The 24,572-nt window shown below is 40.4% G+C and carries 22 protein-coding genes; 18 read left to right on the top strand and 4 right to left on the bottom strand.

Features of this window, described 5'->3' with window-relative positions:
* Positions 1 to 40 precede the first annotated feature (40 nt).
* The 13 genes from AWN68_RS13745 (at position 41) to hisB (ending at position 13,105) form a co-directional block, all read left to right on the top strand.
* The gene (locus AWN68_RS13745; RefSeq protein ID WP_068416741.1) at positions 41 to 988 is read left to right on the top strand and encodes an acetyl-CoA carboxylase carboxyltransferase subunit alpha; all 948 of its coding nucleotides are present in this window, start codon (positions 41 to 43) and stop codon (positions 986 to 988) included.
* An 89-nt stretch (positions 989 to 1,077) separates the two neighbouring features.
* A complete protein-coding gene (locus tag AWN68_RS13740) occupies positions 1,078 to 1,764 on the top strand; it encodes a DUF6090 family protein (protein WP_068416739.1) in 687 nt (228 codons plus the stop codon).
* A 93-nt stretch (positions 1,765 to 1,857) separates the two neighbouring features.
* On the top strand, positions 1,858 to 2,541 hold the full coding sequence (locus AWN68_RS13735; RefSeq protein WP_068416736.1) for a GOLPH3/VPS74 family protein: 684 nt from the start codon (positions 1,858 to 1,860) through the stop codon (positions 2,539 to 2,541).
* 30 nt (positions 2,542 to 2,571) lie between these two features.
* A complete protein-coding gene (locus AWN68_RS13730) occupies positions 2,572 to 3,783 on the top strand; it encodes an aminotransferase class V-fold PLP-dependent enzyme (protein ID WP_068416735.1) in 1,212 nt (403 codons plus the stop codon).
* Positions 3,780 to 4,208, top strand: a complete 429-nt coding sequence (sufU, locus tag AWN68_RS13725; protein ID WP_068416732.1) for a Fe-S cluster assembly sulfur transfer protein SufU — start codon at positions 3,780 to 3,782, stop codon at positions 4,206 to 4,208. Before AWN68_RS13730 ends, sufU begins: the two co-directional genes overlap by 4 nt.
* A gap of 636 nt (positions 4,209 to 4,844) precedes the next feature.
* Positions 4,845 to 5,297, top strand: a complete 453-nt coding sequence (gene tnpA / locus AWN68_RS13720) for an IS200/IS605 family transposase (RefSeq protein ID WP_068416729.1) — start codon at positions 4,845 to 4,847, stop codon at positions 5,295 to 5,297.
* A 401-nt stretch (positions 5,298 to 5,698) separates the two neighbouring features.
* On the top strand, positions 5,699 to 7,684 hold the full coding sequence (gene ispG, locus AWN68_RS13715) for a (E)-4-hydroxy-3-methylbut-2-enyl-diphosphate synthase (RefSeq protein ID WP_068416728.1): 1,986 nt from the start codon (positions 5,699 to 5,701) through the stop codon (positions 7,682 to 7,684).
* A gap of 12 nt (positions 7,685 to 7,696) precedes the next feature.
* On the top strand, positions 7,697 to 7,918 hold the full coding sequence (locus tag AWN68_RS13710; RefSeq protein ID WP_068416725.1) for a DUF6728 family protein: 222 nt from the start codon (positions 7,697 to 7,699) through the stop codon (positions 7,916 to 7,918).
* 27 nt (positions 7,919 to 7,945) lie between these two features.
* Positions 7,946 to 8,302, top strand: coding sequence for an MmcQ/YjbR family DNA-binding protein (locus tag AWN68_RS13705; RefSeq protein WP_068416722.1), 357 nt, complete (start codon positions 7,946 to 7,948; stop codon positions 8,300 to 8,302).
* Positions 8,303 to 8,630: 328 nt separating this feature from the next.
* Positions 8,631 to 9,491: an ATP phosphoribosyltransferase gene (gene hisG, locus AWN68_RS13700; protein WP_068416721.1), complete on the top strand. Its 861-nt coding sequence runs from the start codon at positions 8,631 to 8,633 to the stop codon at positions 9,489 to 9,491.
* The gene (gene hisD / locus AWN68_RS13695) at positions 9,488 to 10,777 is read left to right on the top strand and encodes a histidinol dehydrogenase (RefSeq protein WP_068416718.1); all 1,290 of its coding nucleotides are present in this window, start codon (positions 9,488 to 9,490) and stop codon (positions 10,775 to 10,777) included. Before hisG ends, hisD begins: the two co-directional genes overlap by 4 nt.
* Positions 10,770 to 11,816, top strand: coding sequence for a histidinol-phosphate transaminase (hisC, locus tag AWN68_RS13690; RefSeq protein ID WP_068416716.1), 1,047 nt, complete (start codon positions 10,770 to 10,772; stop codon positions 11,814 to 11,816). The genes hisD and hisC overlap by 8 nt, the downstream gene beginning before the upstream one ends.
* A 191-nt stretch (positions 11,817 to 12,007) precedes the next feature.
* Entirely contained in the window at positions 12,008 to 13,105 is a 1,098-nt protein-coding gene (gene hisB, locus AWN68_RS13685) for a bifunctional histidinol-phosphatase/imidazoleglycerol-phosphate dehydratase HisB (RefSeq protein ID WP_068417017.1), read from the top strand.
* 52 nt (positions 13,106 to 13,157) lie between these two features.
* Here the strand turns inward: hisB and AWN68_RS13680 are convergent, their stop codons facing one another.
* Entirely contained in the window at positions 13,158 to 13,541 is a 384-nt protein-coding gene (locus tag AWN68_RS13680) for a hypothetical protein (RefSeq protein WP_068416713.1), read from the bottom strand.
* Positions 13,542 to 13,739: 198 nt separating this feature from the next.
* Here AWN68_RS13680 and AWN68_RS13675 point away from each other — a divergent pair, with 198 nt between their 5' ends.
* From AWN68_RS13675 to AWN68_RS13660, 4 genes are all read left to right on the top strand, one after another.
* Positions 13,740 to 14,660, top strand: a complete 921-nt coding sequence (locus tag AWN68_RS13675; RefSeq protein WP_068416710.1) for a hypothetical protein — start codon at positions 13,740 to 13,742, stop codon at positions 14,658 to 14,660.
* Between the two features lie 116 nt (positions 14,661 to 14,776).
* Positions 14,777 to 16,048, top strand: coding sequence for an acetyl-CoA hydrolase/transferase family protein (locus AWN68_RS13670; protein ID WP_068416708.1), 1,272 nt, complete (start codon positions 14,777 to 14,779; stop codon positions 16,046 to 16,048).
* A gap of 152 nt (positions 16,049 to 16,200) precedes the next feature.
* The gene (locus AWN68_RS13665; protein WP_068416705.1) at positions 16,201 to 17,466 is read left to right on the top strand and encodes a hypothetical protein; all 1,266 of its coding nucleotides are present in this window, start codon (positions 16,201 to 16,203) and stop codon (positions 17,464 to 17,466) included.
* Between the two features lie 10 nt (positions 17,467 to 17,476).
* Complete coding sequence (locus tag AWN68_RS13660) at positions 17,477 to 18,025, top strand: hypothetical protein (protein WP_068416701.1); 549 nt, start codon at positions 17,477 to 17,479, stop codon at positions 18,023 to 18,025.
* A gap of 70 nt (positions 18,026 to 18,095) precedes the next feature.
* Here AWN68_RS13660 and AWN68_RS13655 read toward each other — a convergent pair whose 3' ends face one another.
* Both AWN68_RS13655 and AWN68_RS19285 read right to left on the bottom strand, forming a co-directional pair.
* A complete protein-coding gene (locus tag AWN68_RS13655; RefSeq protein WP_089082123.1) occupies positions 18,096 to 20,933 on the bottom strand; it encodes a M16 family metallopeptidase in 2,838 nt (945 codons plus the stop codon).
* Between the two features lie 83 nt (positions 20,934 to 21,016).
* Complete coding sequence (locus AWN68_RS19285) at positions 21,017 to 21,178, bottom strand: PLDc N-terminal domain-containing protein (RefSeq protein WP_394330278.1); 162 nt, start codon at positions 21,176 to 21,178, stop codon at positions 21,017 to 21,019.
* Positions 21,179 to 21,541: 363 nt separating this feature from the next.
* Between AWN68_RS19285 and AWN68_RS13650 the strand changes: the two genes are divergently transcribed.
* Positions 21,542 to 23,182, top strand: a complete 1,641-nt coding sequence (locus AWN68_RS13650) for a hypothetical protein (protein WP_068416699.1) — start codon at positions 21,542 to 21,544, stop codon at positions 23,180 to 23,182.
* Positions 23,183 to 23,234: 52 nt separating this feature from the next.
* On the opposite strand, the gene AWN68_RS13645 is transcribed toward AWN68_RS13650, so the two are convergent.
* Complete coding sequence (locus tag AWN68_RS13645) at positions 23,235 to 24,491, bottom strand: anthranilate synthase component I family protein (protein ID WP_068416696.1); 1,257 nt, start codon at positions 24,489 to 24,491, stop codon at positions 23,235 to 23,237.
* Positions 24,492 to 24,572: the final 81 nt, after the last annotated feature.

Genomic DNA, 24,572 nt, shown 5'->3' with positions numbered 1-24,572 from the left:
GGTTTATATATTAAATTTGTACATTGAATCAACTAAATTAATGCTTTTGGAATTCGAACAACCAATTGTCAGACTTGAAGAGAAACTTGCTGAAATGAAGGAGCTTGCTGAACACAGCAAAGTGAACGTTAGCGAGGACATAAAATCTCTAGAAAAGAAAATCCAAACCCTCAAGGAGGAAACTTATAAGAACTTAACCAGATGGCAGAGAGTACAACTTTCGCGTCATCCAGAAAGGCCTTATACACTGGATTATATATATAGTATTACCGATGACTTTATCGAGCTGTTTGGAGACCGAACGGTGAAAGATGATAAGGCCATGGTGGGCGGACTGGGTACCCTTGATGGTCAAACAGTAATGTTTATTGGCCAACAAAAAGGTAGAAATACCAAGCAGCGCCAAATGCGTAATTTCGGTATGGCCAACCCAGAAGGCTATCGAAAGGCGCTTCGCTTAATGAAGATGGCTGAGAAATTCAACATTCCAATTGTTACTTTGATCGACACCCCTGGAGCATATCCAGGTTTCGAAGCAGAGGAGCGGGGCCAAGGCGAAGCCATTGCCAGGAATATTCGAGATATGTTTATGCTTAAAGTGCCTGTTATCTGTATCATAATTGGTGAAGGTGCTTCGGGTGGAGCTTTAGGGATTGCGATTGGCGATAGGGTATTGATGTTGGAAAACACTTGGTACTCCGTTATTTCTCCTGAATCATGCTCTTCTATTTTATGGAGAAGCTGGGATTATAAGGAGCAAGCAGCCGAAGCGTTGAAGCTCACAGCGCAAGACATGAAAGGCTTTGGCCTAATTGATGGAATTATCAAAGAACCGCTTGGCGGAGCACACCGAAATATTCAGTGGATGTGTAACGAACTGAAAAAGAATATTCTAGATGAACTGAAAGCGTTGAGTGCAATGGATGCCAATAAACGAATCGATTCACGTATCGAAAAATTCTCGGACATGGGCTCTGTGATAGAGTAAAAGACAAAGATATTCTGATTGAAGAACCACAAGGCCAACGCTTTGTGGTTCTTTTGTTTTTAGCTACTTTCCGTTATAAATAAACTAGTATGGCTAAAAGTAAAATCAATTGGCAAAATCACTTTATAGAGCTTTTGGTAGTGGTGATTGGTATTTCCATTGCCTTTGGTATGGAGAATTGGGCAGAAAAAAGAAGAGACAGAGAGACTCAGATCAACTACTTAACTTCTTTAAGGGATGATATCACGAATGACAACACCGAGTTGAACCACATTTTGGATTCATCCAAAGTGCTTAGTCGTAATATCGATTTCTTGATGCGTTTTGTTTATGCCAGTGGCCCATTAGAAGATTTAAAATATGGTCACATAACGAGTACTTATGCAGCGCCTTATTTTAATGCTAAGGACGGAACATATCACTCACTAGTCAATTCTGGCTCTTTAGATATGATTAGCAACTATAAGCTCAGGGCATCTATTACGGATCTATACAATTTTCATTATGACGAAATTTCTAAAGCAGATGACTTTATTCATGACTTGGTAAATGGGCAAATCTACCCTTATATGATTGAAAATATTCAGTTTGGAAGTGTACAATTTGGTCAGAATGAGATACTAGATGATAGGCCTCTAAAGAATAATAAGGTGAGAAATATGATAGGAAGCTATACTAACCTATTGAAGGAAAGAGATGCCATTTACGGCTTAACTTCTAATAAGTGCGATAGCCTGCTGATTGAGATTAATTCTGAATTAGCAAAGTTGAAGTAGATTTCGTCCAAGCTTTGAACCAAAGCGAAAAAAGTGCGACCTTTAAAACCATATATACTTATATATTATTAGGAATAAGGCAAAACGAACAACATGCAACTCAACCTCATTGAAGAATTTTTATTAATAGCCCTTGATGACGAAAAAGGTCAATTCGTTATCGATTCAACTCATTTGTACTACGGTTTTGCTGGATCCATTTTGTTAGAAATGGCGCTTCGCGAAAAGATTGATGTATCTGGCGATAAGCTTAAGCTTACCCACGATGAATATGAAGTGGAAATGGTCATCAATAAAGTGATTGACCAGATAAAAGCCTCTAAGCCTCGCAAACTGAAAAACTGGATAGAGCTTATAGCCAAGCAGGCTAAAGAGCTTAAAGAAGACACCTTACTTGAACTTCAGAACAAAGGGATTTTACGTAAGGAGGAGCACAAGATCCTCTGGATTATTCCTAACAATAAGTACCCAACCACCAATATTACACCTGAGAATAAAGTGAGACAGCGTTTGAGTGATGTAATGCTTCGCGGAGCAAAATCAGAGGCGCGTGATGTAATGCTTTTAAGCCTAATTGATGTGTCAGACCTTACTAAGGAGGCTTTTCGCGACAATGAAGAGTATAGGGTGGTGAAGAAGAGAATTAAGGAAGTTACTCAGGATATTAAAATTAGCCAGAGCGTGAACAAAAGTATCCGCGAAATTCAAGCGGCCATTATGGTGGCCATGATGTCGGCCATTATTGTAACGACTACGATTAATACTCCTTCAAATTAACCATTAAGGTAAATCAACTACCCTTCAACTATGCCATGGATAAAGTCCGAATTTCCGATTTTTGAGACCGCAAGAAAAGAGGGTAGACCACTGATTTTTTTAGATAACGCTTCCACCACCCAAAAGCCTCAATGTGTAATTGATGCCATTGCTGGGTTCTATGCTGGTTATTATGCGAATGTAGGGCGAGGCTTGTATTGGCCCGCTACGGCTGCTTCTTCTGGTTATGATCAAGCACGTGAGAAAGTGAGAGTATTTATCGGTGCTTCGTCTAAAAAGGAAGTGATTTTTACTTCGGGAACTACAGATGCTGTCAATAAAGTAGTCAACTCTTTTCTATTGCCACGGTTGGAACAAGGCGATGAAGTGCTGGTTTCAGAAATGGAGCATCATAGTAATTTCGTTCCGTGGCAGCATGCTTGTCAATCAAAGGGTGCACAACTGAAAGTGATACCGCTAGATGCTGGGCTGAACTTGGACCTTAGCAAACTTGCTTCAATGCTAACGGATAAGGTGAAAGTATTGGCCGTTACGGCCATTTCCAATACGCTGGGGGTGAAGAATGATTTGAAGAAGATCATAAAACTGGCTCATCAATATAACATTAAGGTTTTTGTAGATGCCGCACAATTGCCCCTATCAGCAAAGATTAATGTTCAGAATATGGGTTGCGATTTTCTGGCTTTTTCTGGGCACAAGGCTTTTGGCCCAACAGGAATTGGCGTATTGTATGGAAAACAGGTCTTGCTAGAAAACATGTCTCCCTTGGCTTATGGTGGAGGAATGGTGCAGCAAGTGACCATAGACAAAACAATCATGGCTGATTTGCCAACCAAGCACGAAGCTGGAACCCCCAATATCGCTGGAGCAATTGGCCTGGCAGCTGCGATTGACTTTATCAATTTAGTCGGAGTGGAGGAAATCGGGAAGCACAGCGCTGAGTTAAGAAAATACGCAGTAGAGAGACTATCAGAAATTGAGGGACTAACCCTCTTTGCAAAAGATGCGAAAACCACTGCTATACTTTCTTTTACCATAGAAGGTATTCATCCGCATGACATTGCAGCATTTTTAACCGAAAAGGGCATTGCAGTTCGTGCGGGTCACCATTGCACACACCCTTTAACGCATAAGCTTGATATTGGCGGAACCGTCAGGGTTTCATTCAATATTTATAATTCTGAAGAAGAAGTGGATTTTCTCAAAAATACCTTAGACGAAATCAAAAGCTTCTTTTTATGAATGACCGCCTAAAAGCACTTTACAAAACTCAAATACTGGCCCATGCCAAAAGTCCTTTTAATGAAGGTGTTTTGGTCAACTATACGCACAAACTACAGGCCTATAACCCAGTGTGTGGCGATCAGTTTGACCTGTATTTAAAATTCGAAGACAATATTATTCAGAATGCTTCCTTCAAAGGCTATGGGTGTGCTATTTCAAAGGCCTCAACTTCGGTACTCACAAAGCACTTGTTAGGAAAAACTAGGAGTGAAGCAAAAGCATTGATTGAGCTGTTTTTGAAGGTTATTGATCCTGAAAACAATGAATCGCCAGAATCGATAACTTCTGATGATGAACTTTTGGCCTTCACTTCCGCCCGTGAATTCCCTGAACGCCTAACCTGCGCCAACTTAGCTTGGGAAAAGGTGAGGGAGGTTTTATGAGGTTTACGGTGATGAATATCTCGCCCCTTCAGGGCTAAAGTCTTCATACAGTTACTATTCCCGAAGGACTTCGTCCTCCGTTATGTTATGTCGTCCTTTCAGGACTTATCTTCTGATGTTACGGAGATTATTCTCTTTTCATGTAGAATTTGCTGTGGGTTCTTATGGAGGAGTTATGTGTTCGTTAGGCTTCTCTAGCCCCTTTAGGGCTAAGCTGTTTTAGTGTCAGCTATCCCCGAAGGACTTCGTCCTCCGTTATGTTATGTTATGTTATGTTATGTTATGTCGTCCTTTCAGGACTTTTTCTTTCGTAACTATTGAGGTGAATTAGAATACACTTTCCTTTCAGGGTTGAGTAAATGAATATTCTCTAGACATGAGTTTGATAAAGTATGCTAACCTTTAGCCCTGAAGGGGCGAGATACCATAAGGATGGGCATCGCCCATCCATTGATGCAACCTAAATTTTAAGCCCTGAAAGGGCGAAACATCATAAGAATGGGCAAAGCCCATTCGATTAGTATAGACTAACACTTTCAGCCCTGTAGGGGCGCAATACTTTAGTTTAACTAATACTGCATTCTATTTAAATTTTCTTTAAATTATTCTCATTATGAATATTAGAGTAAATTAATAATGAGCCAATCATTAGTTCAGAACTACATACACATTGTATTCAGTACGAAATATCGTCAGCATCTTATACACCCGCCTTATGAAGAGGAGCTACATCAATATTTGGCTGGTATTTGTAAAGAACTCGATTGTCCAGTTCTAAGGGTTGGTGGTTATACTGATCACGTTCATGTGTTATGTAAACTCTCTAAGAATATAGCCTTATTCCTTTTAGTAAAGGAACTCAAAATGAACTCTTCCAAATGGATGAAAACGAGGCATGAAACCTTAAGTAGTTTTTACTGGCAGAATGGTTACGGAGCTTTTTCTGTAAAGCCTTCCGAAGTTGATAGAGTCATTACATATATCGAGAACCAGCATGAACATCATAGAAGGAAATCTTTTCAAGAGGAATACAGGGCTTTTCTTATTAAGTACAAAGTAGATTTTGACGAAAGATATGTTTGGGATTGATCTTTCGCCCCTTCAGGGCTGAGGGGTTCTTTAGTAGAGCATTCCCGAAGGACTTCGTCCTCCGTTGGGTTATATAGCCCTTTCAGGGCATTAATTGTGAGTATTGCGAAATCATTCTTTGTATTCGAAAGGATCCTAGCATTACGTCTTTATATCTTATTCACCCATTTTTGCCCTGAAAGGGCAGGATATCATAAGGATGGGCATAGCCCATCCTTGAATACAGCCATACCCATTAGCCCTGAAGGGGCGCTATATTTAACTTTGTGTAGTTAAATATTTGCCCGAAGTAAATGTTTGTTACCATAAAGTCGATACTGTTTGGTTATCGCCCAACCTTTCCCTATTTCGTCTAACATTTTAATTCATTTCAAGTTAACTTTGGAGCAAGCATAAAACGCATGGATTCAGCAGTAAGCGCAGTAAAGAAATACTGCAACAGCCTAGTAAAATATAGTCGCAGAAAAACCATTCCGGTTCAGGTCGGCAGTGTAACCATTGGAGGCGATCACCCTATTGTGGTACAGTCGATGACTACCATTGATACCATGGACACCATGGGGTCGGTGGAGCAAACTTTGCGCATGGTAGCTTCTGGTTGCGAATTGGTGCGCATTACAGCCCCCAGCTTAAAAGAAGCCGAAAATCTTCGTGCCATTAAGGAAGAATTGAAAAAGCGTGGCTGTAATGTTCCGCTTGTAGCCGATATCCATTTCACTCCAAACGCTGCAGAACTGGCGGCAAAAATTGTGGAAAAGGTAAGGGTGAATCCAGGTAACTATGCCGATAAAAAGAAATTCGAAAATATAGAATACACCAACGAAACCTATCAGGATGAATTGGACAGAGTTCGGGTGCGCTTTACGCCTTTAGTAGAGATTTGTAAAGCACATGGAACTGCCATGCGGATTGGGACTAATCACGGTTCGCTTTCGGATAGAATCATGAGCCGCTATGGCGATACCGCTTTGGGTATGGTGGAATCGGCACTTGAGTTTTTGCGTATTTGCGAAGACTTGGAGTACTATAATATTGTGCTTTCTATGAAGTCGAGTAACACACAAGTGATGGTAGAGGCCTATCGTTTGCTGGTGCAGAAATTAGATGAAGAAGGTCTAAAACCTTATCCGTTGCATTTGGGTGTAACCGAAGCAGGTGAAGCCGAAGACGGCCGAATCAAATCCGCAGTGGGGATTGGTACTTTGCTGGAAGATGGATTAGGAGATACTGTCCGTGTTTCCTTGACAGAGGAACCAGAATTCGAAGCTCCTGTGGCGCAAAAGCTTGTCGATCGTTATCATAACCGACATGAACACAAAACCATTGCTGAGATTGATGAAAATCCGATTGATCCATTCTTGTATCACAAACGTCAGTCGAGAGAAGTAGTAAATATTGGCGCTTCTAATGTGCCACGCGTCATTGCTGACTTGAGTCAGTTTGAAGAAATTACCATTAAAGATTTAAAGAACGTTGGACACTTCTATTTGCCAGAACCCGATAAATGGCGAATGAATGATCAAGGTGCAGATTACGTTTACTCGGGCAATAATGCGATCGATTTTATGTTGCCGAATGGCTTGAAAGAGCTGGTCGATTACCCGCAATGGAATGACTTGGAAGATAAAGCGAATCGTTACCCCGTTTTTACTTTCGATCAGTTGGCCGAAGCAGAAAACGCTGATGATCAACTCAATTTCATAAAGCTAAAAGCCGATGAATTGTCAGAGGATGTAATGTCGGTGTTGGAGGCTTCTAACTTGGTGGTAATTCTCGAAACTGAGAATGAACATGCCATGCCTGCTTTGAGGCGTTTCTTTTTTGAATTGGTAAAAAGGAAATTATCGGTTCCGGTCATCGTGTCTAGAAACTACACCGTAACTGATGCCGAGGAGTTTTTGATTCATGCTTCAACAGATTTTGGTGGTCTGTTAGTCGATGGATTTGGAGATGGCGTTATGCTTCAGGTAGATAAACAGTCCGATAAGGAAACCCAACTGGCAGATTTAAAGTTGAAGAATGAAACCGGCTTTGGTATCCTTCAAGCGGCTCGTACGCGAATGACCAAAACCGAATATATTTCTTGTCCGTCTTGTGGAAGAACATTGTTCGACTTACAAGAAACCACGGCCATGATCCGTAAACGCACCGATCATTTGAAAGGAGTGAAAATCGGAATCATGGGTTGTATCGTAAACGGCCCAGGTGAAATGGCCGATGCAGATTACGGTTATGTGGGTTCGGGCAAAGGAAAGATTACCTTGTACAAAGGCCAGGAAGTAATGAAAAGGGGAGTAGCCTCCGAAAAAGCCGTAGACGAATTGATTGAGATCATACGCGAAGATGGCAAATGGTTGGAGCCCGAATTGGCAAATGCCGAATTTTAAAATTGAAATGTGATGAGCGAAGAAATTAAAAATGAAGAGCAAGAGGATTCAAAGTTAACCGCCAAAGAAGCCTTTAATTTGGGTCCTGTTTTAGGGTATTTTTTCAGAAAGAAGGATCCTTCGCGGCCTACTAATTTTAATATCAAGGCCATGCATACTGTCAATAAGATTTCGATCATTATGTTTTTAATCGCAGTTATTGTGATTGTGAGCAGAGCGATTGGACGGATGTAGATATAGGCTTACCTAATTTTTTAAACTATGTACATTGATGAATTCAGAGAATATTGTATTGCCAAAAAAGGGGTAACTGAACACACTCCTTTCGGCCCAGATACCTTGGTGTTAAAAGTGATGGGCAAAATGTTTGCACTCACAGGCCTCGATGTATACGAATACATCAATTTAAAGTGTGATCCTGAGTATGCGGCCGAACTACGGGAAAAAGAACCCGGAATTACCCCAGGCTGGCATATGAATAAAACCCATTGGAATTCAGTAAAGACCGATGGTACAGTTGCTGAAAATCTAATGAAGGAACTGATAGATCATTCCTATAACCTTGTGGTGGAAGGTTTACCCAAGAAGATTAAAGAAGAGTGGCTTTCGCTCGAATAAGAGATTATTCAGACAATACCATTTTTTTAAAATAACTTTTGCCTAAACCATTTGCTTGGTTACCTTTGCTCTCGATGTTGAAAAACACACATATCGCTTCTACTACCGCACCTCATGTGCATCATTTCCACCATCTCTCGTAAGAGAGAGATATATAACACCCTACCCGGCAGGTTCTGCCGGAACATTCGATTCAATTAATTCCCATTTCAGTTTAGCAGTTCATTACTATGTTCGCTTTTCTGAAAAAACTCAAATCAATTTCTAAACATTTGGAGTTAGGTAGGCCTTAAACTTCGATTTACCTGAACTCTACAATAACATACAAATGAAAAATACTTTGCGAATAGCAGTACAGAAAAGTGGCAGATTGAGCGATGATTCGCTCGCATTAATCAAAGAATGCGGTATTAAAGTGAATAACGGCATGGGGAAACTCAAGGCCGAGGCTTCAAATTTTCCAATGGAATTTTTATTCTTAAGAGATGACGATATTCCGGGTTATGTCCAAGATGGTATTGCAGATATCGGAATAGTTGGAGCCAATGAAGCTGAAGAAAAGGATAAGCAAGTAGACTGGGTTAAGAAACTCGGCTTTTCAAAATGTCGTCTTTCTTTGGCCATCGACAAGGCGGAAAGCTACAATGGAATTGAAGATTTTGAAGGCAAGAGCTTGGCCACTTCGTACCCGAAAATTTTAGGTGATTACCTCAAGGCGAATAACATCAATGCTGATATCCACGAAATTAGTGGTTCGGTAGAAATTGCCCCGAGTATCGGTTTGGCTTATGGGATCTGCGATATAGTTAGTTCTGGTTCAACCTTAATGAGCAATGGCCTGAAAGAAGTTGAAGTGATTTTCAAGTCTGAAGCCGTAATGTTGGCCAACAAGAACCTTTCAGTGGAGAAAAGGGAAATCCTCGATCGACTTGTCTTTAGAATTGATGCAGTTCAGACCGCGAAAAACAACAAGTACATTTTATTGAATGCGCCAAACGATGCTTTGGAGAGCATCATCAGCATTCTTCCTGGAATGAAAAGTCCAACGGTTTTACCTTTGGCAACTGAGGGCTGGAGCTCTGTTCACTCGGTAATACAGGAGGATGATTTTTGGGAAATTATTGAAGAACTTCGCAATGCGGGGGCACAAGGAATTCTAGTGGTGCCAATTGAAAAGATGATTCTATGATTGTCGCGATTAACCCAAAACGAGAAGAGTGGGAGGCATTATTAAAACGGCCTACCATGGAATTGGAAACCATTGAGGCCATTGTGAAGCCTGTAATGGAAGCGGTGAAAGCAGATGGAGACCAGGCCTTGATAGACTTCACCAAGAAGTTTGATGGGGTGGAAATGACCAATTTCGTGGTGTCTTCGGCTGAGGTTAATGAGGCAGTAGACCTAGTGCCTGAAGAACTGAAGGCAGCTATTCGCATTGCAAAACAGAATATTGAGACTTTTCACAGAGCCCAAAAAGGCGAAGTGCTTAAGGTTGAAACGATGCCCGGTGTGAATTGCTACCGTAAATCTGTGGCCATCGAAAAAGTGGGTTTGTACATCCCCGGAGGTACTGCTCCATTATTTTCTACTGTTTTGATGTTGGCTGTTCCTGCGAAAATTGCAGGCTGCAAAGAGATCGTGTTGTGTACACCTCCAGATAAAAACGGAAATGTAAATCCAGCCATTTTGTTTACGGCACAACTGGTGGGCGTCACTAAGATTTATAAGGTAGGCGGGGCGCAAGCCATTGCAGCCTTAACTTTTGGAACTGCTACTATCCCTAAAGTGAATAAGATCTTTGGTCCTGGAAATCAGTTTGTCACTGCTGCCAAACAGCTTTCAACCAAGTATGGTTTGGCTATCGATATGCCTGCTGGCCCTTCGGAGGTAGCGGTGTATGCAGATGAAACGGCTGTGCCTGCCTTTGTAGCTGCCGATTTGCTCTCACAAGCAGAACACGGTGCCGACTCTCAAGTGGTGTTGGTGGCCTCTTCTGAAGAAATTGTTAATGCGGTGCAACAGGAAGTACAAGGGCAATTATTGGTTTTACCACGGGAGGGATTGGCTTCTAAAGCCTTGAAAAACAGTGTGTCAATTGTGTTAGAGAATAGAGCACAGGCCATTGATTTGTTGAACGAATACGGGGCTGAGCACTTGATTTTGTGTGTTGAAAAACCGTGGGAAGTAGCGGATCAAATCATTAATGCAGGTTCTGTATTTATAGGCAATTACACACCAGAATCGGCAGGAGATTATGCTTCGGGTACAAACCACACTTTACCCACTAACGGCTATGCGAAAATGTACAGCGGTGTTTCTTTAGATAGTTATGTGAAGAAAATCACCTATCAGGAAATCACGAAAGAAGGACTTAAGAACTTAGGGCCTGTGGTGGAGATTATGGCGGAGGCTGAATTGCTAGAAGCACATAAAAATGCGGTTACTTTGAGACTTAAATCATTGAACAATGTTTGATCCGAACGCGCTCTTAAGAACGCACTTGCAGAAGTTGGTGCCTTATTCGTCTGCCAGAGATGATTACAAGGGTAACGAAGGTGTCTTTTTGGATGCCAACGAAAACTCATTGGGTTCAATTACGGAAGAAGATTGGAATCGCTATCCTGATCCCTATCAAAAGGAGCTGAAGGCTAGGATTGGAGAGGTGAAGGAGATTGACCCCAAGAATATCTTTTTGGGGAATGGCAGTGATGAACCTATTGATTTATTATTCCGAGCTTTCTGCGAGCCGGGAAAGGATAATGTGATCATCAATCCGCCTACCTACGGCATGTACAAGGTAAGTGCCGACATTAATAATGTAGAGGCACGCGAAGTATTGCTGACAGCCGAATATGATTTGGATATTGAGACGATTAAATGCGCAGTAAACGAAAACACGAAAATCATTTTTATCTGTTCGCCCAATAACCCAACAGGCAATGATGTTTCGTTGGATAAGATCGAAGAGATATTGTGCTTTTTCAACGGAATTGTTTTGGTAGACGAAGCGTATGTAGATTTTACAATCAGACAGAGTTTTGCACTGAGGCTTGAAGAATTTCCTAATTTGTTGGTGCTTCAGACTTTTAGCAAAGCTTGGGGTTTAGCGGCTTTAAGACTAGGAATGGCTTTCGCTTCGGAAGAAATATTGGCCATTTTGAATAGAATCAAAGCACCATATAATTTAAGTGGCTTAGTTCAGAGAACCGTTTTGAAGGCTTTGGAAAACCTTGAGAAGAAGGATAAGATGGTAGATCAAATTCTTAAGAATAGAGAATTTTTAGGTGAAGCCTTAAAGCAAGTCCCTATGATTAAGACGATTTACCCTACCGATTCAAATTTCTTTTTAGTGAAATTAGAGAATGCTTCTGACGTATATAAGAAACTCATTGATCAAAAAATCATTCTACGCGACCGCTCAAAAGTAGCGCTTTGCGAAGGTGGAATTAGAATCACTGTGGGCACTGAAAAGGAAAATGAATTACTAATTGATGCACTCAAAAACTTAAATTGAACCCGTCATTGCGAAGGAGTAAACCTTGTTGAAAACAAGGTTACGACTGAAGCAATCTCTCTGTGTCTAATATTGAGATTGCTTCGTCACAAACCATTGCTCCCCGAAACTTCGGGGCATGGTTTTTTCCTCGCAACGCTTGCGCTGTAGCTTCAGCGAAGGCACAATGACGAACAACCATTGACCAAATGATGAAAAAAATACTCTTTATAGATCGTGACGGTACGATCATCGATGAACCCAAAACCGACTTTCAAATAGACTCTTTAGAGAAACTTGAGTTTTTACCAGGTGCCATTTCTAACCTCAGGAAAATTGCAGAGCAATTAGACTATCTACTTGTAATGGTGACCAATCAAGATGGACTGGGGACGGATTCTTTCCCCGAAGATACCTTTTGGCCAGCACAGAATAAGATGCTTAAAACCCTTGAGGGCGAAGGGGTAGTGTTTGATGAAATTATCATCGATCGTACTTTTTCGCACGAAAACGCGCCAACGCGTAAACCAGGTACCGCTTTGCTTACTCAATTCACTAACGGTGATTATGATTTGGCCAATTCTTTCGTTTTGGGCGACAGGGAAACCGACATCCAATTGGCGGAAAACCTAGGCGCGAAAGCCATTTTTATTGCTGAAGAACAAAACGCTAAAGCAGCGTTGAGCACCAATAGCTGGGATGAAATCTTCAGGTTCTTGCAAATGCCAGAAAGAAAGGCGGAAGTTCATCGTGTAACCAAAGAGACTGATATTCTAATTCAGTTAAATTTAGACGGAACGGGCCAATGTAATAATGAAACTGGCTTAGGTTTCTTTGATCATATGCTCGATCAGTTGGGCAAACACTCTGGTGCTGATTTAACCGTGAAGGTTCAAGGTGATTTGCACATTGATGAACACCATACGATTGAGGATACCGCTTTGGCTTTGGGCGAGGCGTATGCGCTAGCCATAGGAGATAAGAAAGGCTTAAACCGATATGGATTTTTATTACCAATGGATGAAGCTTTGGCTCAAGTAGCCATCGACTTTAGTGGCAGGCCTTGGTTGGTTTGGGAAGCAGATTTCAACCGCGAAATGGTGGGTGACATGCCAACTGAAATGTTCATGCACTTCTTTAAATCATTTTCCGATGCCGCCAAATGCAACCTAAATATCAAGGTAGAAGGCGATAATGAACATCACAAAATCGAATCGATTTTCAAAGCTTTTGCTAAGGCCATCAAAATGGCCGTAAAGCGAAATGCAGATGAAATGGACAGGCTACCAAGTACTAAAGGTGTACTTTAGTTTGCTCCTAATTATATTACAACAGCCGAGAAATACCTCGGCTGTTCATTATTTATTTAATAACTTTCTTGGCTTCTAAAGTTTGCCCGTCTCCGCGAATCATTAGTAGTTTTTCAATTTTTCCATCTTGCCCTTTTACAAACTCAATGTCTACTCCGAATTTTTTTAAGTAGAACAGGTTTTCCTTTATCGGCTTCAATTGTACAGGTACTCGGTCTGGTCCTACGGCTTTAATAGAGTCACCTTCATAAACGATTTTTAATATGGAACCTGGATTCATTTCATAATCACCTGCATATGACTTTAGTAACTCCTTAGCGATGCTGACTTTTTTGTCTTGTGTTGTTTCCGACTGCGCAGAAAGATTTAGTGAAAGGAAGCCTGTAAGTATTGCTACTACAAAAATTCTAAATAAGGGATGGGATATATTTTTCATGTCTGTTTTTATTGATACGACCTCCCAGTAAACCAATTAGTTAACATCAGTTCACCACTAATATACCAACGAATGATATGATGGGCTCAATCATAGGATTCTATCTACCAAAAGATCCAGTAGTTAGAATTTATTTGAACGGAATTCTATATCTGATATTGGTCGCAGGATTAATTTAAAATTTTGTTATTTCGAACGATGAAATTTTTAATGGCTTTTTTCGCCTTGTTATTGATGGGGCAAGCTCAGGCTCAAAGTTTAGATTGGTGGGATCAAATGCATAATTATCCCGAGGCTGCTGGCCCAGATCGTTTGGATTATATTTCCATTTCACCTGGTTTTATGGGGCCAAATGCGCTTAGAATGCCTGTTTTGGGAAATGTGATTATCGATAATAATATATCATTTGACATTCGTTACGAACACCATGTAGGGAACGGAGACATCACAGATAATGCTTTTCTCCAATTTAATTTTCCCATAAAAAGAGACAGGGCCATGTTCTACGTGAACAGTATTCCGCTTGAAAAATGGAATGTAGAAGCCTCAACCCGTGATGAACGCAGGATGATGGGTATTTCTGGAGAGGGAAGAACAACAGGAGATATCGCTTTTGGCGTAGTGTATAAAATCTTTGATGAAGATAAAATGGGGCCGTTCAATTTTGCTATGCGCGCTCATGCTAAAACAACTACTGGTGGTAACTTAGCAAATGCTCGGTATACGGATGCTGGTATGTTGTATTGGGAAGGGACTTTTAGTAAGTCGTTTTTGGAGCAGGAGAGCTCGCGTTTTTTGGGGAAAATGATGTTAGGTTTTTATACTTTCCAAACCAATGTTAACCGTTTAATCAATGGATCAACTGAAAGACAGAATGATGCACCATTGTATGGTTTGGGTTTAGAGTATCACCATTCTAAATGGCAAATGGATGCAGATTGGTCTAATTATCAGGGATATCAGAAGCATAGAGACAACCCTTCTTTCCTTCGTTTTAATTTGACTAGACAACTGAGTGGAGGAACTATTAGTTTAGGTTATCATCACGGATTAAGACAATGGGACTGGGACACTTTTTCAATCAATTACAGAATTAATGTAAGCGAAGTTTTAGACTAACCCTTCGTCAAATCGCGTCAGTGATCTTACCTGATTTAAGTCACCTTTTTAACTAATTACAATCAGTCGTGATGCTTTGTATTGCCTTTATCTTTGTTTAAGAAAAAGACAATACCATGGAATATACTACGGCCGAAAAAGCAGTTGAATTAATAAAGTCAGGTGACAAGGTGTTTATTCATACTGCAGCAGCTACACCTCAAGACTTGGTCCAAGCCATGACGGATCGTGCTTATGCGCTGAAAGGCGTTGAGATTTTTCACTTACACACCGAGGGAATAGCGCCTTATACGAGAAAGGAACTATCAAGGAGCTTTCATACCAATTCGCTTTTTGTTGGGGGGAATTGTCGTGATGCAATTGCTGAAGGACAAGCGGACTTTATTCCCTGCTTTTTAAGCGAAGTACCTATCATGTTCCGAAGAGGTGTAATTCCACTAGATGTGGCCCTAATACAGGTTTCGCCACCCGATGCCCATGGCTTTACCTCATTAGGTGTTTCCGTAGATGCGAGTCTGGCGGCTGCAGAAAGTGCCAAGACAATAATTGCTCAAGTCAATCCCAATATGCCACGTACTCATGGAGATGGGATGATACACATGCGGAATTTTGACGCAATGGTTTGGAGCGAGGAACCAATTTATGAGGCAAAAGCACATCATCTTTCTGACGATGAGGTGAAAATGGGTGGTTATATCGCTGAAATGATTGAGGACGGTTCAACATTACAAATGGGGATTGGATCAATACCAGACGCTGTTTTGGCTGCGCTAGGAAACCATAAAGATTTGGGTGTACATACTGAAATGTTTTCTGATGGGGTAATCCCTTTAATGAAGAGCGGAGTAATTAATAATAAGTTTAAGAAGAAACATCCTTACGCCTTAGTTTCAGGTTTTATGATTGGTTCAAAGGAGTTGTACGATTTTGTAGACGATAACCCTTCTATTCGAATGCTGGACATAGAATATGTGAATGATACAAGGGTAATTCGTCAGAACCCCAAAGTGATTAGTATTAATAGTGCCATAGAAGTGGATCTTACTGGACAGGTCTGTGCCGATTCTATCGGTACAAAAATATATTCTGGTGTGGGAGGCCAAATGGATTTTATTCGTGGAGCCTCGCTTTCTGAGGGAGGGAAGCCGATTATAGCCTTGTCCTCTGTGACAAGCAAAGGAGAGAGTAAAATTGCTTCTTTTTTAAAGCCTGGAGCAGGCGTGGTGACCACCAGGGCTCACGTCCATTATATTGTTACTGAATATGGTGTGGCAAATCTTTATGGCAAATCACTAAGACAACGCGCAAAGGCTTTGATTGATATTGCTCATCCAGATCATAGAGAGCGTTTGGAGCGTGAAGCTTTTACCCGCTTTGTTCATTTTTAAGAGTGAAAAGTGGTTTCGACTTTAAGCCTAACTAAGGGTATGCTTTTAACTGGGTGTTATTTGAACGAGACATTTTGAAGATTAAATCTTCACATTAACTACCTTGAATTCCAGCTAAACACTGGAATTCGTTTTTTAAGGCCACTCCGATTATGATTAAATTCTATTTAACGATCTCGCTTCTTTTTATTTCAACTTTAGCTTTTAGCCAAAAAACATTTAGGGAATACTTTAATGAGGGCATGGCTGCCTATGAAGCCAAAGACTATAAGCTGTATTTGGAAGTAATGCAAACCCTTGATGAAATTAGGCCTAACAATCCAGCTGTAGTCTACAATTTGGCTGGAGCTTATGCCTTGAACGGAAGGAAGATCAGAAGCGTTCAGAGACTTAATCAACTGCTATTGATGGACGCCACCTATGATTTCCAGCAGGATGGAGATTTTAAGAAAATAAGAAGAAACAAGGGATATGATGAGTTGATCGCCCTTCAAGCAAAACTCAATAGAATTGAAGAGCATGATGAAGTTTTTAGAACTATAGATGCAGGAGAAATTCACCCTGAAAGCTTTGTGATCATGGACAATGGCGACATTCTTTTGGGGAGTGTTCGGGAGAAGAAAATTGTTAGGGTTGATCCAGAGGGAAGTAGAATTGATTTAGTGAAAACAGAATATGCTGTTTTGGGCATGCACATTGATCCTGCCAACGGGTTGCTTTGGGCAGCCACTTCGGCCATGCCAGAAATGATAGATTACAATCCAGCGGATAAAGGCAAAAGTCTGATCATGCAAATTGACCCGTCTTCAGGTGTGGTGATTCAGGGTTTGGAATATGATGAAGGAACAACCATCGGGGATTTGGCCATTGATAGAGAGTCTAGGGTTTGGCTTTCTAATTCGCTGGAGCCATCTTTAGCCAGAAGTAATGCCGATACTACTGATTATACGGGCCCGTTTATGAGAAAGCAACTTGATCTAGCAAATGGGTTTTTTAACCCGCAAGGCTTGGCTTTGAATGATAATGAGCAGTACCTCTATTTGGCCGATTATATCACAGGAATTCATCGCATTGATACTGAAACAGATGATGTGGTTAAGGTGTTCGCCCCAGAGGAAATTTTGCTGAAAGGAATTGATGGATTGTATTATTATGAAAACAGTTTAATCGCCATCCATAATGGAGTAAAGCCTTACAGAGTGATGCAGTACTTTTTAGACGAGACTGGCCAGTACATTTTGTTCGGAAGAGTGATTAATCAAGGTGGAGCTTCCTTAGGAGAACCTACTTTGGGTCAAGTGAAAGATGGTTATTTCTATTATTTGGCCAATAGCCCTTGGATCGCCTACAATGAAGACAGGGAGCTTGATTTAAGTAAAGTAAAGCCTATTGAAATTAGAAGAATTAAGTTGAATTAACACGAAACCTATGCGTACTAGAATTCTACTTTTCCTTGTAGTCATTTTTCAATCTAACTGTTTGCTCGGGCAATCACTTACCTTAGAATATGTTGATCAGTATATTCAAATGAGTCAGCCAGAGATGGAGTTTGGAGGCAGGGAAAAGCTGTATGTTGTTGATGGTGTTCCTTATGATAGTGTTGGAATTGGGTCTAAACTCGTGAAATACAATCTTGATGATAAATTTCTCTCCATTGATTATCTCTTTTCTGATTCAATTTCAACAACTATTTTTAAACCCAATTTATTGATTGTCTTGATTCATAAAACTTCTCCCTTAAAGCTGAAGGACAAGAAAAAAGAACTTCAAAAGGTTAGAGAAGCATTTTTAAGTGTCTCAGAATTTCCTGCTTTTCTGATAAATGACAAACAATTAAGTATTGAAGAGGCTAGACAATCTCTTTCTGTTTTGAAGCCTAGAAGCATAGACCATATTAGAATTAATAAACACGCTCCACTATCTATTTATGGCGCTGACGCTAAAAATGGATTGATAACAATTTGGACAAAGAATTAAATGCGTAGTTATTAAAAAGCCCTGTACTCTTACGAACACAGGGCTTTCTTATATGAAATTGAATCTCAGCCTATTTATTCTCAGGCCCAGAAGTTTTGTTAATCAAAACAGGTTTGCCAAAGCCTAATTGCTCCATTTTCTTCAATTGGGTTTTGGCATCACCAACCACCAACCAAATCATTTTTTCTGGATCAAGGTATTCTTTGGCTAAACGTTGAATTTCTTCAACTGTCATGTCTTTTACTATCTGCTGTTGCTGCTTCACATAATCAGCACTCCAACCGTACTCACTCATGTTTTCGAGCATGTTCAGTTTAGCGCCAGCCGTTTCAAATGCCCTTGCTCCACTTTTAATCATAAAGCTCTTGGTGGTTTCCAAGTCTTTTTCAGTGTAGGTCTCACCATAATTGGTCAATATGTCCTTCACCAACTGAGCCGACTCATAACTTACGTTAGTTCTTACTCCACTTGAGATTGTGAAAGCTCCTTTGGTTTTACTTCCTGAAAAACCAGACCTAATGCCATAAGTATAGCCTTTTCCTTCTCTTAACTCTTGCGTTAGTCTAGAGGCAAAACCACCACCACCAAGAATGTAATTCATTACGGTAGCAGGGTAGTAGTCTTCATCTGTAACCGCTAAAGCAGGGTAACCGAAGTCTAAAACAGATTGCTTTGCATCTGGAATATCGAAGAAATATACTGTTGATTCAGTCGGTCTAGCAGGTGGATCGTAAGTAGGGATATTGACAACCTTGGCTTCCCATTTAGAGTTGAGGTCGCGCAAAGAAGTTATTACTCCAACCATATTGATATCGCCTACCACATGCATTTTAGCCACAGATGGTGAAATATAATTAGCGTAATATTTTATCAAATCATCCATTGTGACTGCATTCACCGATTCCACAGTACCTAAAATGTTCTGTGCTCTAATGTTTCCTTCACCATAAATCAGACGGTTGTAGGCATTTTGAGCGACTGAATTAGGGCTGGCCTCTTGCTGTCTAATTCTAGCAATTACGGCTTGCTTGGCCAATTCAAATTCACTAGCATCCCATCTTGGCTCGAGTAAAATTTCTTCAACCAAATCAATCACCGCATTATAGTTACGTTTCAAAGTATTGACCGATATGTTGATGCTTTCTGTAGACGCAGACACTCTGATTGAGGCTCCCAACTGCTCAATTGCTTCTTCAAGCTGCGCAGTGGTCTTAGTGGCTGTGCCTTTGGCCATCATTTCAGCAGTAAGGTTGGCTACTCCGCCCTTGTTCGGGTCGTCTAGTAATTGACCACCATCTATAACAATATTGAATTGAATCAATGGCACTTCTTTACTTTCGATTCCATAAACTTTAAGTCCATTTTCTAAAGACTCTTGCCAAACCTCAGGGGTTTTAACTTCTGGAGCATTTCCACTTGGTGGTTCAATTGAGCGATCGAAGGTCGAAGGCGTTTTTTCGTAAGTAGCAATGATTGAAGGATCGAAGCCTTCTTCGGCACCTTCAACGATTTGTTCTTCTACTACTTCAGCTTTTTCAGAACCTTCTAAGGCCAAGTCCACTTGACCTCTAGGCACAAAGCTGGTGGCAATGTAATTTTTGCCCTTAATGTACTTGTTGTAAGCATTCATTACATCTTCTGTAGTCACAGCAAGAATGTTTTCAATGTCTTTGCTGATAAAGCCAGGGTCGTTAGCAAAGATGTTGTACTGAGCGAGTTGGAAACCTTTACCTAAAGCACTAGAAAGGCTATTGTAGAAGCCAGTTTCTTGGCCAGCTTTGATTCGCTCCAAATCCTTTTGAGTAATTCCTTCGTTTTCAAATTTGGTTAATCCTTCTTCAATGGCGGTCAACACTTCATCCAAATCTTTGTCGGCAAAAGCCCTTACAGAAATCTGCAATTGACCCGCCAGTTCAGAAGTACGATTAGACATGCCTACACCAGAGGTGAGTTTTTTGTTTTCCACCAAAACCTGATTTAATGGAGCCGATTTACCTCTAGAAAGATAATTACTCAATACGTCAAGTGCGTAAGCATCAGTGCTGTATTGCTCCACTGTCGGCCATGTTAAAGTAAGGGCAGGAACACGCGCAAAATTATCTTCGTGATAAAGCTTTTTGGTTACGGCTACTTTTCCAGGACGAGGAGAAAGAGGCTTAATAGGTTCTCCTGCTGGAATTTCATCAAAGTATTTCTTCACCCATGCTTTTGCTTGCTCAGGGTCAAAATCACCAGAAATAGTCAACGTTACGTTGTTGGGCACATACCAACGTTTGAAAAAGTCTTTTACATCCTGAAGTGTTGCGTTTTGCAAGTCTTCTAAGGAACCTATTACCTGCCAGTTGTAGGGATGGTCGGCTGGATAAAGATTTTTATCGATTACATATGAAGTATGACCATAGGGCTGGTTATCTCCACTTTGTCTTTTTTCGTTTTTAACAACTTGCTTTTCTTTGGCCAATACCGGGTCCGTTACCGTATTGATGAACCAGCCTAGTTTGTCGGCCTCGGCCCAAATCATTTTCTCTAGCGCATCGTTAGGGACGGTTTGGAAATAATTGGTGCGGTCGCGACTGGTAGAACCATTGGCACCTGAACCGCCAATTCTGGCACTCATTTTATCTAATCCGCCTTTACCAAGGTTTTCAGATTCTAAGAATAGTAAGTGTTCGAAAAGGTGAGCAAAACCAGTTCTTCCTTCCACTTCTCTGGCCGAACCCACATGAGCGGTCAGGGCTATTCCGATTACAGGATCAGATTTATCTACATGTAAAATGACATCTAAGCCATTATCGAGGGTGAATTTTTCGTAATCGACTTTGAAATCGACCTTCGGGGCTTCGCTTTTTGGGGTGCAAGCAAATGCCGAAATGACTAAAGCTGCAAGCAGTGTTATTTTCTTCAACATAGTTGTTAATTATTTGGTACCGATAGTTAACCAAATAATCAACTCAAAGCAATTTTGAGTACTGTGTAAGGCGTGAAATATGCTTAATTAAATTTCGGCTGAAATTGTCTCGGACGTCTTTCTGTATAGCCCTTCTTCAATTGAAAGTAAAGAATGGAACCCACAATAGGGGAGAAAAGAATGATTGAAAGCCATAATAAATTGGCTTTACCTGACTTAAACCTTGATTTAGATAAGTCCACCATTGCCCAAACCCATAAACTTATGGTGAGCAAGATTACTGCGAGAACTAATATGTCAGTGATTCCCATAGAACTAATGTAACTATTTTATTGATAAATTTTTGTTGATCCCTTTTGGTTAATTTACTTAAGGCTTGATGAATTGGTGATTAGCCACCTCAGCACCTTAGGTCTAAACTTGGTTTAATAGTTATATATCCGATACCTCTTTTTGGGTATATAAATCAGTATGTATTGTATTATATTTATCAGGATAAAATCGATCTACAATAAATTATGATGATTTAATTAATATATCATTCATATGATTGTTGCTAAAAGGTCAGTTTTAATTTTTTAATAATTAATTAACTCAACCAAATTATTATGAAACGCTTTACACTTGGTAGTTCAATGCTGATAGTATTGACTACCTGTTTTTTATCTTGCAAACCTACAAAAGAAGAGGCTACCCTGATTCCATCTTATGCAGTAGTAATCACGCGAGTAGAGGCCGATAATGCCCCCGCATTACAATCATTTGCCCACGGAGTAAATGGTTTGGATTTACTGCTTTTTGCTGGCAGAACCAATAGTGATAGTGACAACGGAGGTCTACATAAAATCAATGGCAACTCTAATTATTCATCAACATCTTTTCTTCCTCCTTCATTTAACGAAATGATTTATGTTTATAACCTAGAATCTAATGCTGAGCCTTATACCATGTCGATGGACGAGATGGTGGAAAGACTGAGAGATTACCAAGCAACGCACCCAGGGCCAGGCAATGTTATGCGGGCCATTCCTCAAATTATAGCTGCCTTACCAACATATCAAACCATTTTTAGAGCTACAAACCCACAAGTAACCCAAGATAAAAACGGATTTCTGTATGTAATTGGAGGCTATGGAACACCGATAGGCTCTGATACAGTTTCTAGCGCTTATCAAACTTTCAATCAAGTGGCGAGAATTCATGTGCCTTCCATGATCAATTTGGTGAAGAATCAAAACTTGGATCAGATTGATTGGTGGAATTTGATTGCTTTTGGACAAAATTCAAGACTAATGGCTACTGGTGGTGAGGTTTATCAACTTGGTGACACTTTCTATTTGTCTGGTGGGCATAATTTTGGAAGTTCGGCTCCTTCGGCCAGCAATGGTCAACAGTACCAAGATGCGGTATACCCTTTTACTTTGAAGGTGGAGCCGGGTACTATCAATTTGACAATTGAGGTAAAGACAGCGATCACAGATGTTGCTTTGACCGATTTAGGGACTGTTAATGCTGATACCACTTCTAAATTCCGAAGAAGAGATGGGCCAATTGTACCAGCATTATTTTATGATAGTAACAAGAGTTTAACGGAAGGATTAACTTTTTATGGCGGTGTGTTTCAACCAAGTTCTAAAGGAGTGGCACCAAATGAAAATCCAGACTCTACCTATAACAGAGCTTGGAATACAGCTATTTATGTTCACCCGGCCTTTGGTGATTCAAATCCTATTCCTGAAAGTCCTTATTATACTTTAGATTCAAAATACAGTCAGAATAATTTGAACGTTTACTCTTGTTCGGACATTGAATTCTATGATGCTACAACAAAAACAGTACATACATTACTTATTGGTGGAATTGGAGATGGAGAAACTCAGGTACAAACGTCAATGTTGTCAGGTTTTACCAATAGCTTAATGCATATAACCTATGATTTGGAAAAAGGAACGAGCACACCCAAGTTAGAATCAGAGAACATCTTCAATACCGATAATTTTTATGGTGCCGAGTCTGCCTTTATTTATAATTCAAATGCCAATCTGGTTTTTACTCAAGTCAATGGCAAGACTACGGAAGTAATTGACGCGAATGCAACCTTCAAATCTGGTCAGAGTGTTGATGTAGGCTATATCTATGGAGGAATAGAGGCTTTCAATGCCGGGCCTGGTACTTATGGTCCTGGTAATTCAGCAGCTTCAAATAAAATTTGGAAAGTAACAGTGACGAAGAATACCGTAAACAACTAGAGATTTTTCTGCCATATCGAAGAGCCTTTGAGAGTAATCTCAGGGGCTTTTTTTATGCATCTTGCTGAATAAGGGAAACTATGGCTTTGGCTTTTACCATACATTCTTCATACTCTTTTTGGGGTACGGAATCGTAGGTAATGGCACCTCCTGCTTGAAAGGAATAGGTTTTTGAGGAATTGTTTAAAAAGAGGCTGCGGATCAATACATTGAAATCGAAATCGCTATTGGGGCTGATGTAGCCTGCGGCACCAGAAAAAGCACCACGCTTGGTGTTTTCGTAATGCTCAATCAGCTCCATTACTTTTACCTTTGGTGCACCCGTCATGCTGCCCATGGGAAAAGCATTTTTGATCACCTCAAAAGTATTCACCTCTTGGCGCTTTTCTGAAACAATGGTGGAGATCATTTGATGCACTTGCTGAAATGAATAAACCCCGAAAATCTCTTCTACTTTAACACTGCCAACTTTGGATGAACGGGCTAAATCGTTTCGTACTAAATCCACGATCATCATATTCTCAGCCAACTCTTTTTCGTCCGATCGAAGGTCTTTTCTTAACTCCTCATCTTCTGCATCGGATTTTCCTCTTGCACGGGTGCCTTTGATGGGTTGTGAAATGATTTTATCGCCTTCTTTCTTCATAAACCTTTCTGGCGAAGCCGAAATTATATAGTGGTTTACGTGTTTTTGAAAACAGGAGAAAGGGCTAGGAGAGAGTTTATTAAGATCTAAGTAAAGCTGAATAGGGTTGGCAGTTTCTATTTCGCCATGAAACTCTTGACAGAAATTGATTTCATAGCAATCGCCCTCTTCAATGTGCTGTCGTAGTTTTTCAACGATGGTCAAATACTCTGGTTGAGAAATACTGGCTTGTGGTGTACTCAGTTTACTTTGTGAAGAATTGACCTCGACTTTTTCAATTTGCCCTAAAACATCTTCTTCCGACCAAACTTCGACTTCGTTTCCCTTGAAGAACAAAATGTGTTGTGGTTCAAAAAATGAGATTTCGGGGAATTGAACCTTGTCGGTATTATTGCTCGATAAGTCTTCGATATCATTTTTCAGATCGTAACCCAAGTAGCCAAACAGCCATTTGTTTTGGTGGAAGGCAGAAAGTGCTTCAAAACGATCCTTTTCATTCGGTAAAAAAAGACGCTTTACCCCAACGGCTAATATTTCTTCAAAACCATGATAGGGATAAGGAATCCCGTTGGATTGAAAATAGGTGCAATGCGAAAAGCCATTCGCCCAGTGTAGGGCCTTTTCAAGGAAGAGCGTTTTGTTATTAATGGAAGTAGTTTTCAATGCGTTTTACTAAAGCGATGCAAAGTTAGTAAAGCAATGAGCATAAAAAAGGGAGCCAAAGGCTCCCTCATTGTTCTATTT

This window comes from Roseivirga echinicomitans (genome assembly GCF_001592935.1).
GTDB lineage: Bacteria > Bacteroidota > Bacteroidia > Cytophagales > Cyclobacteriaceae > Roseivirga > Roseivirga echinicomitans.
This window is presented reverse-complemented; position numbering and strand designations above follow the sequence as displayed.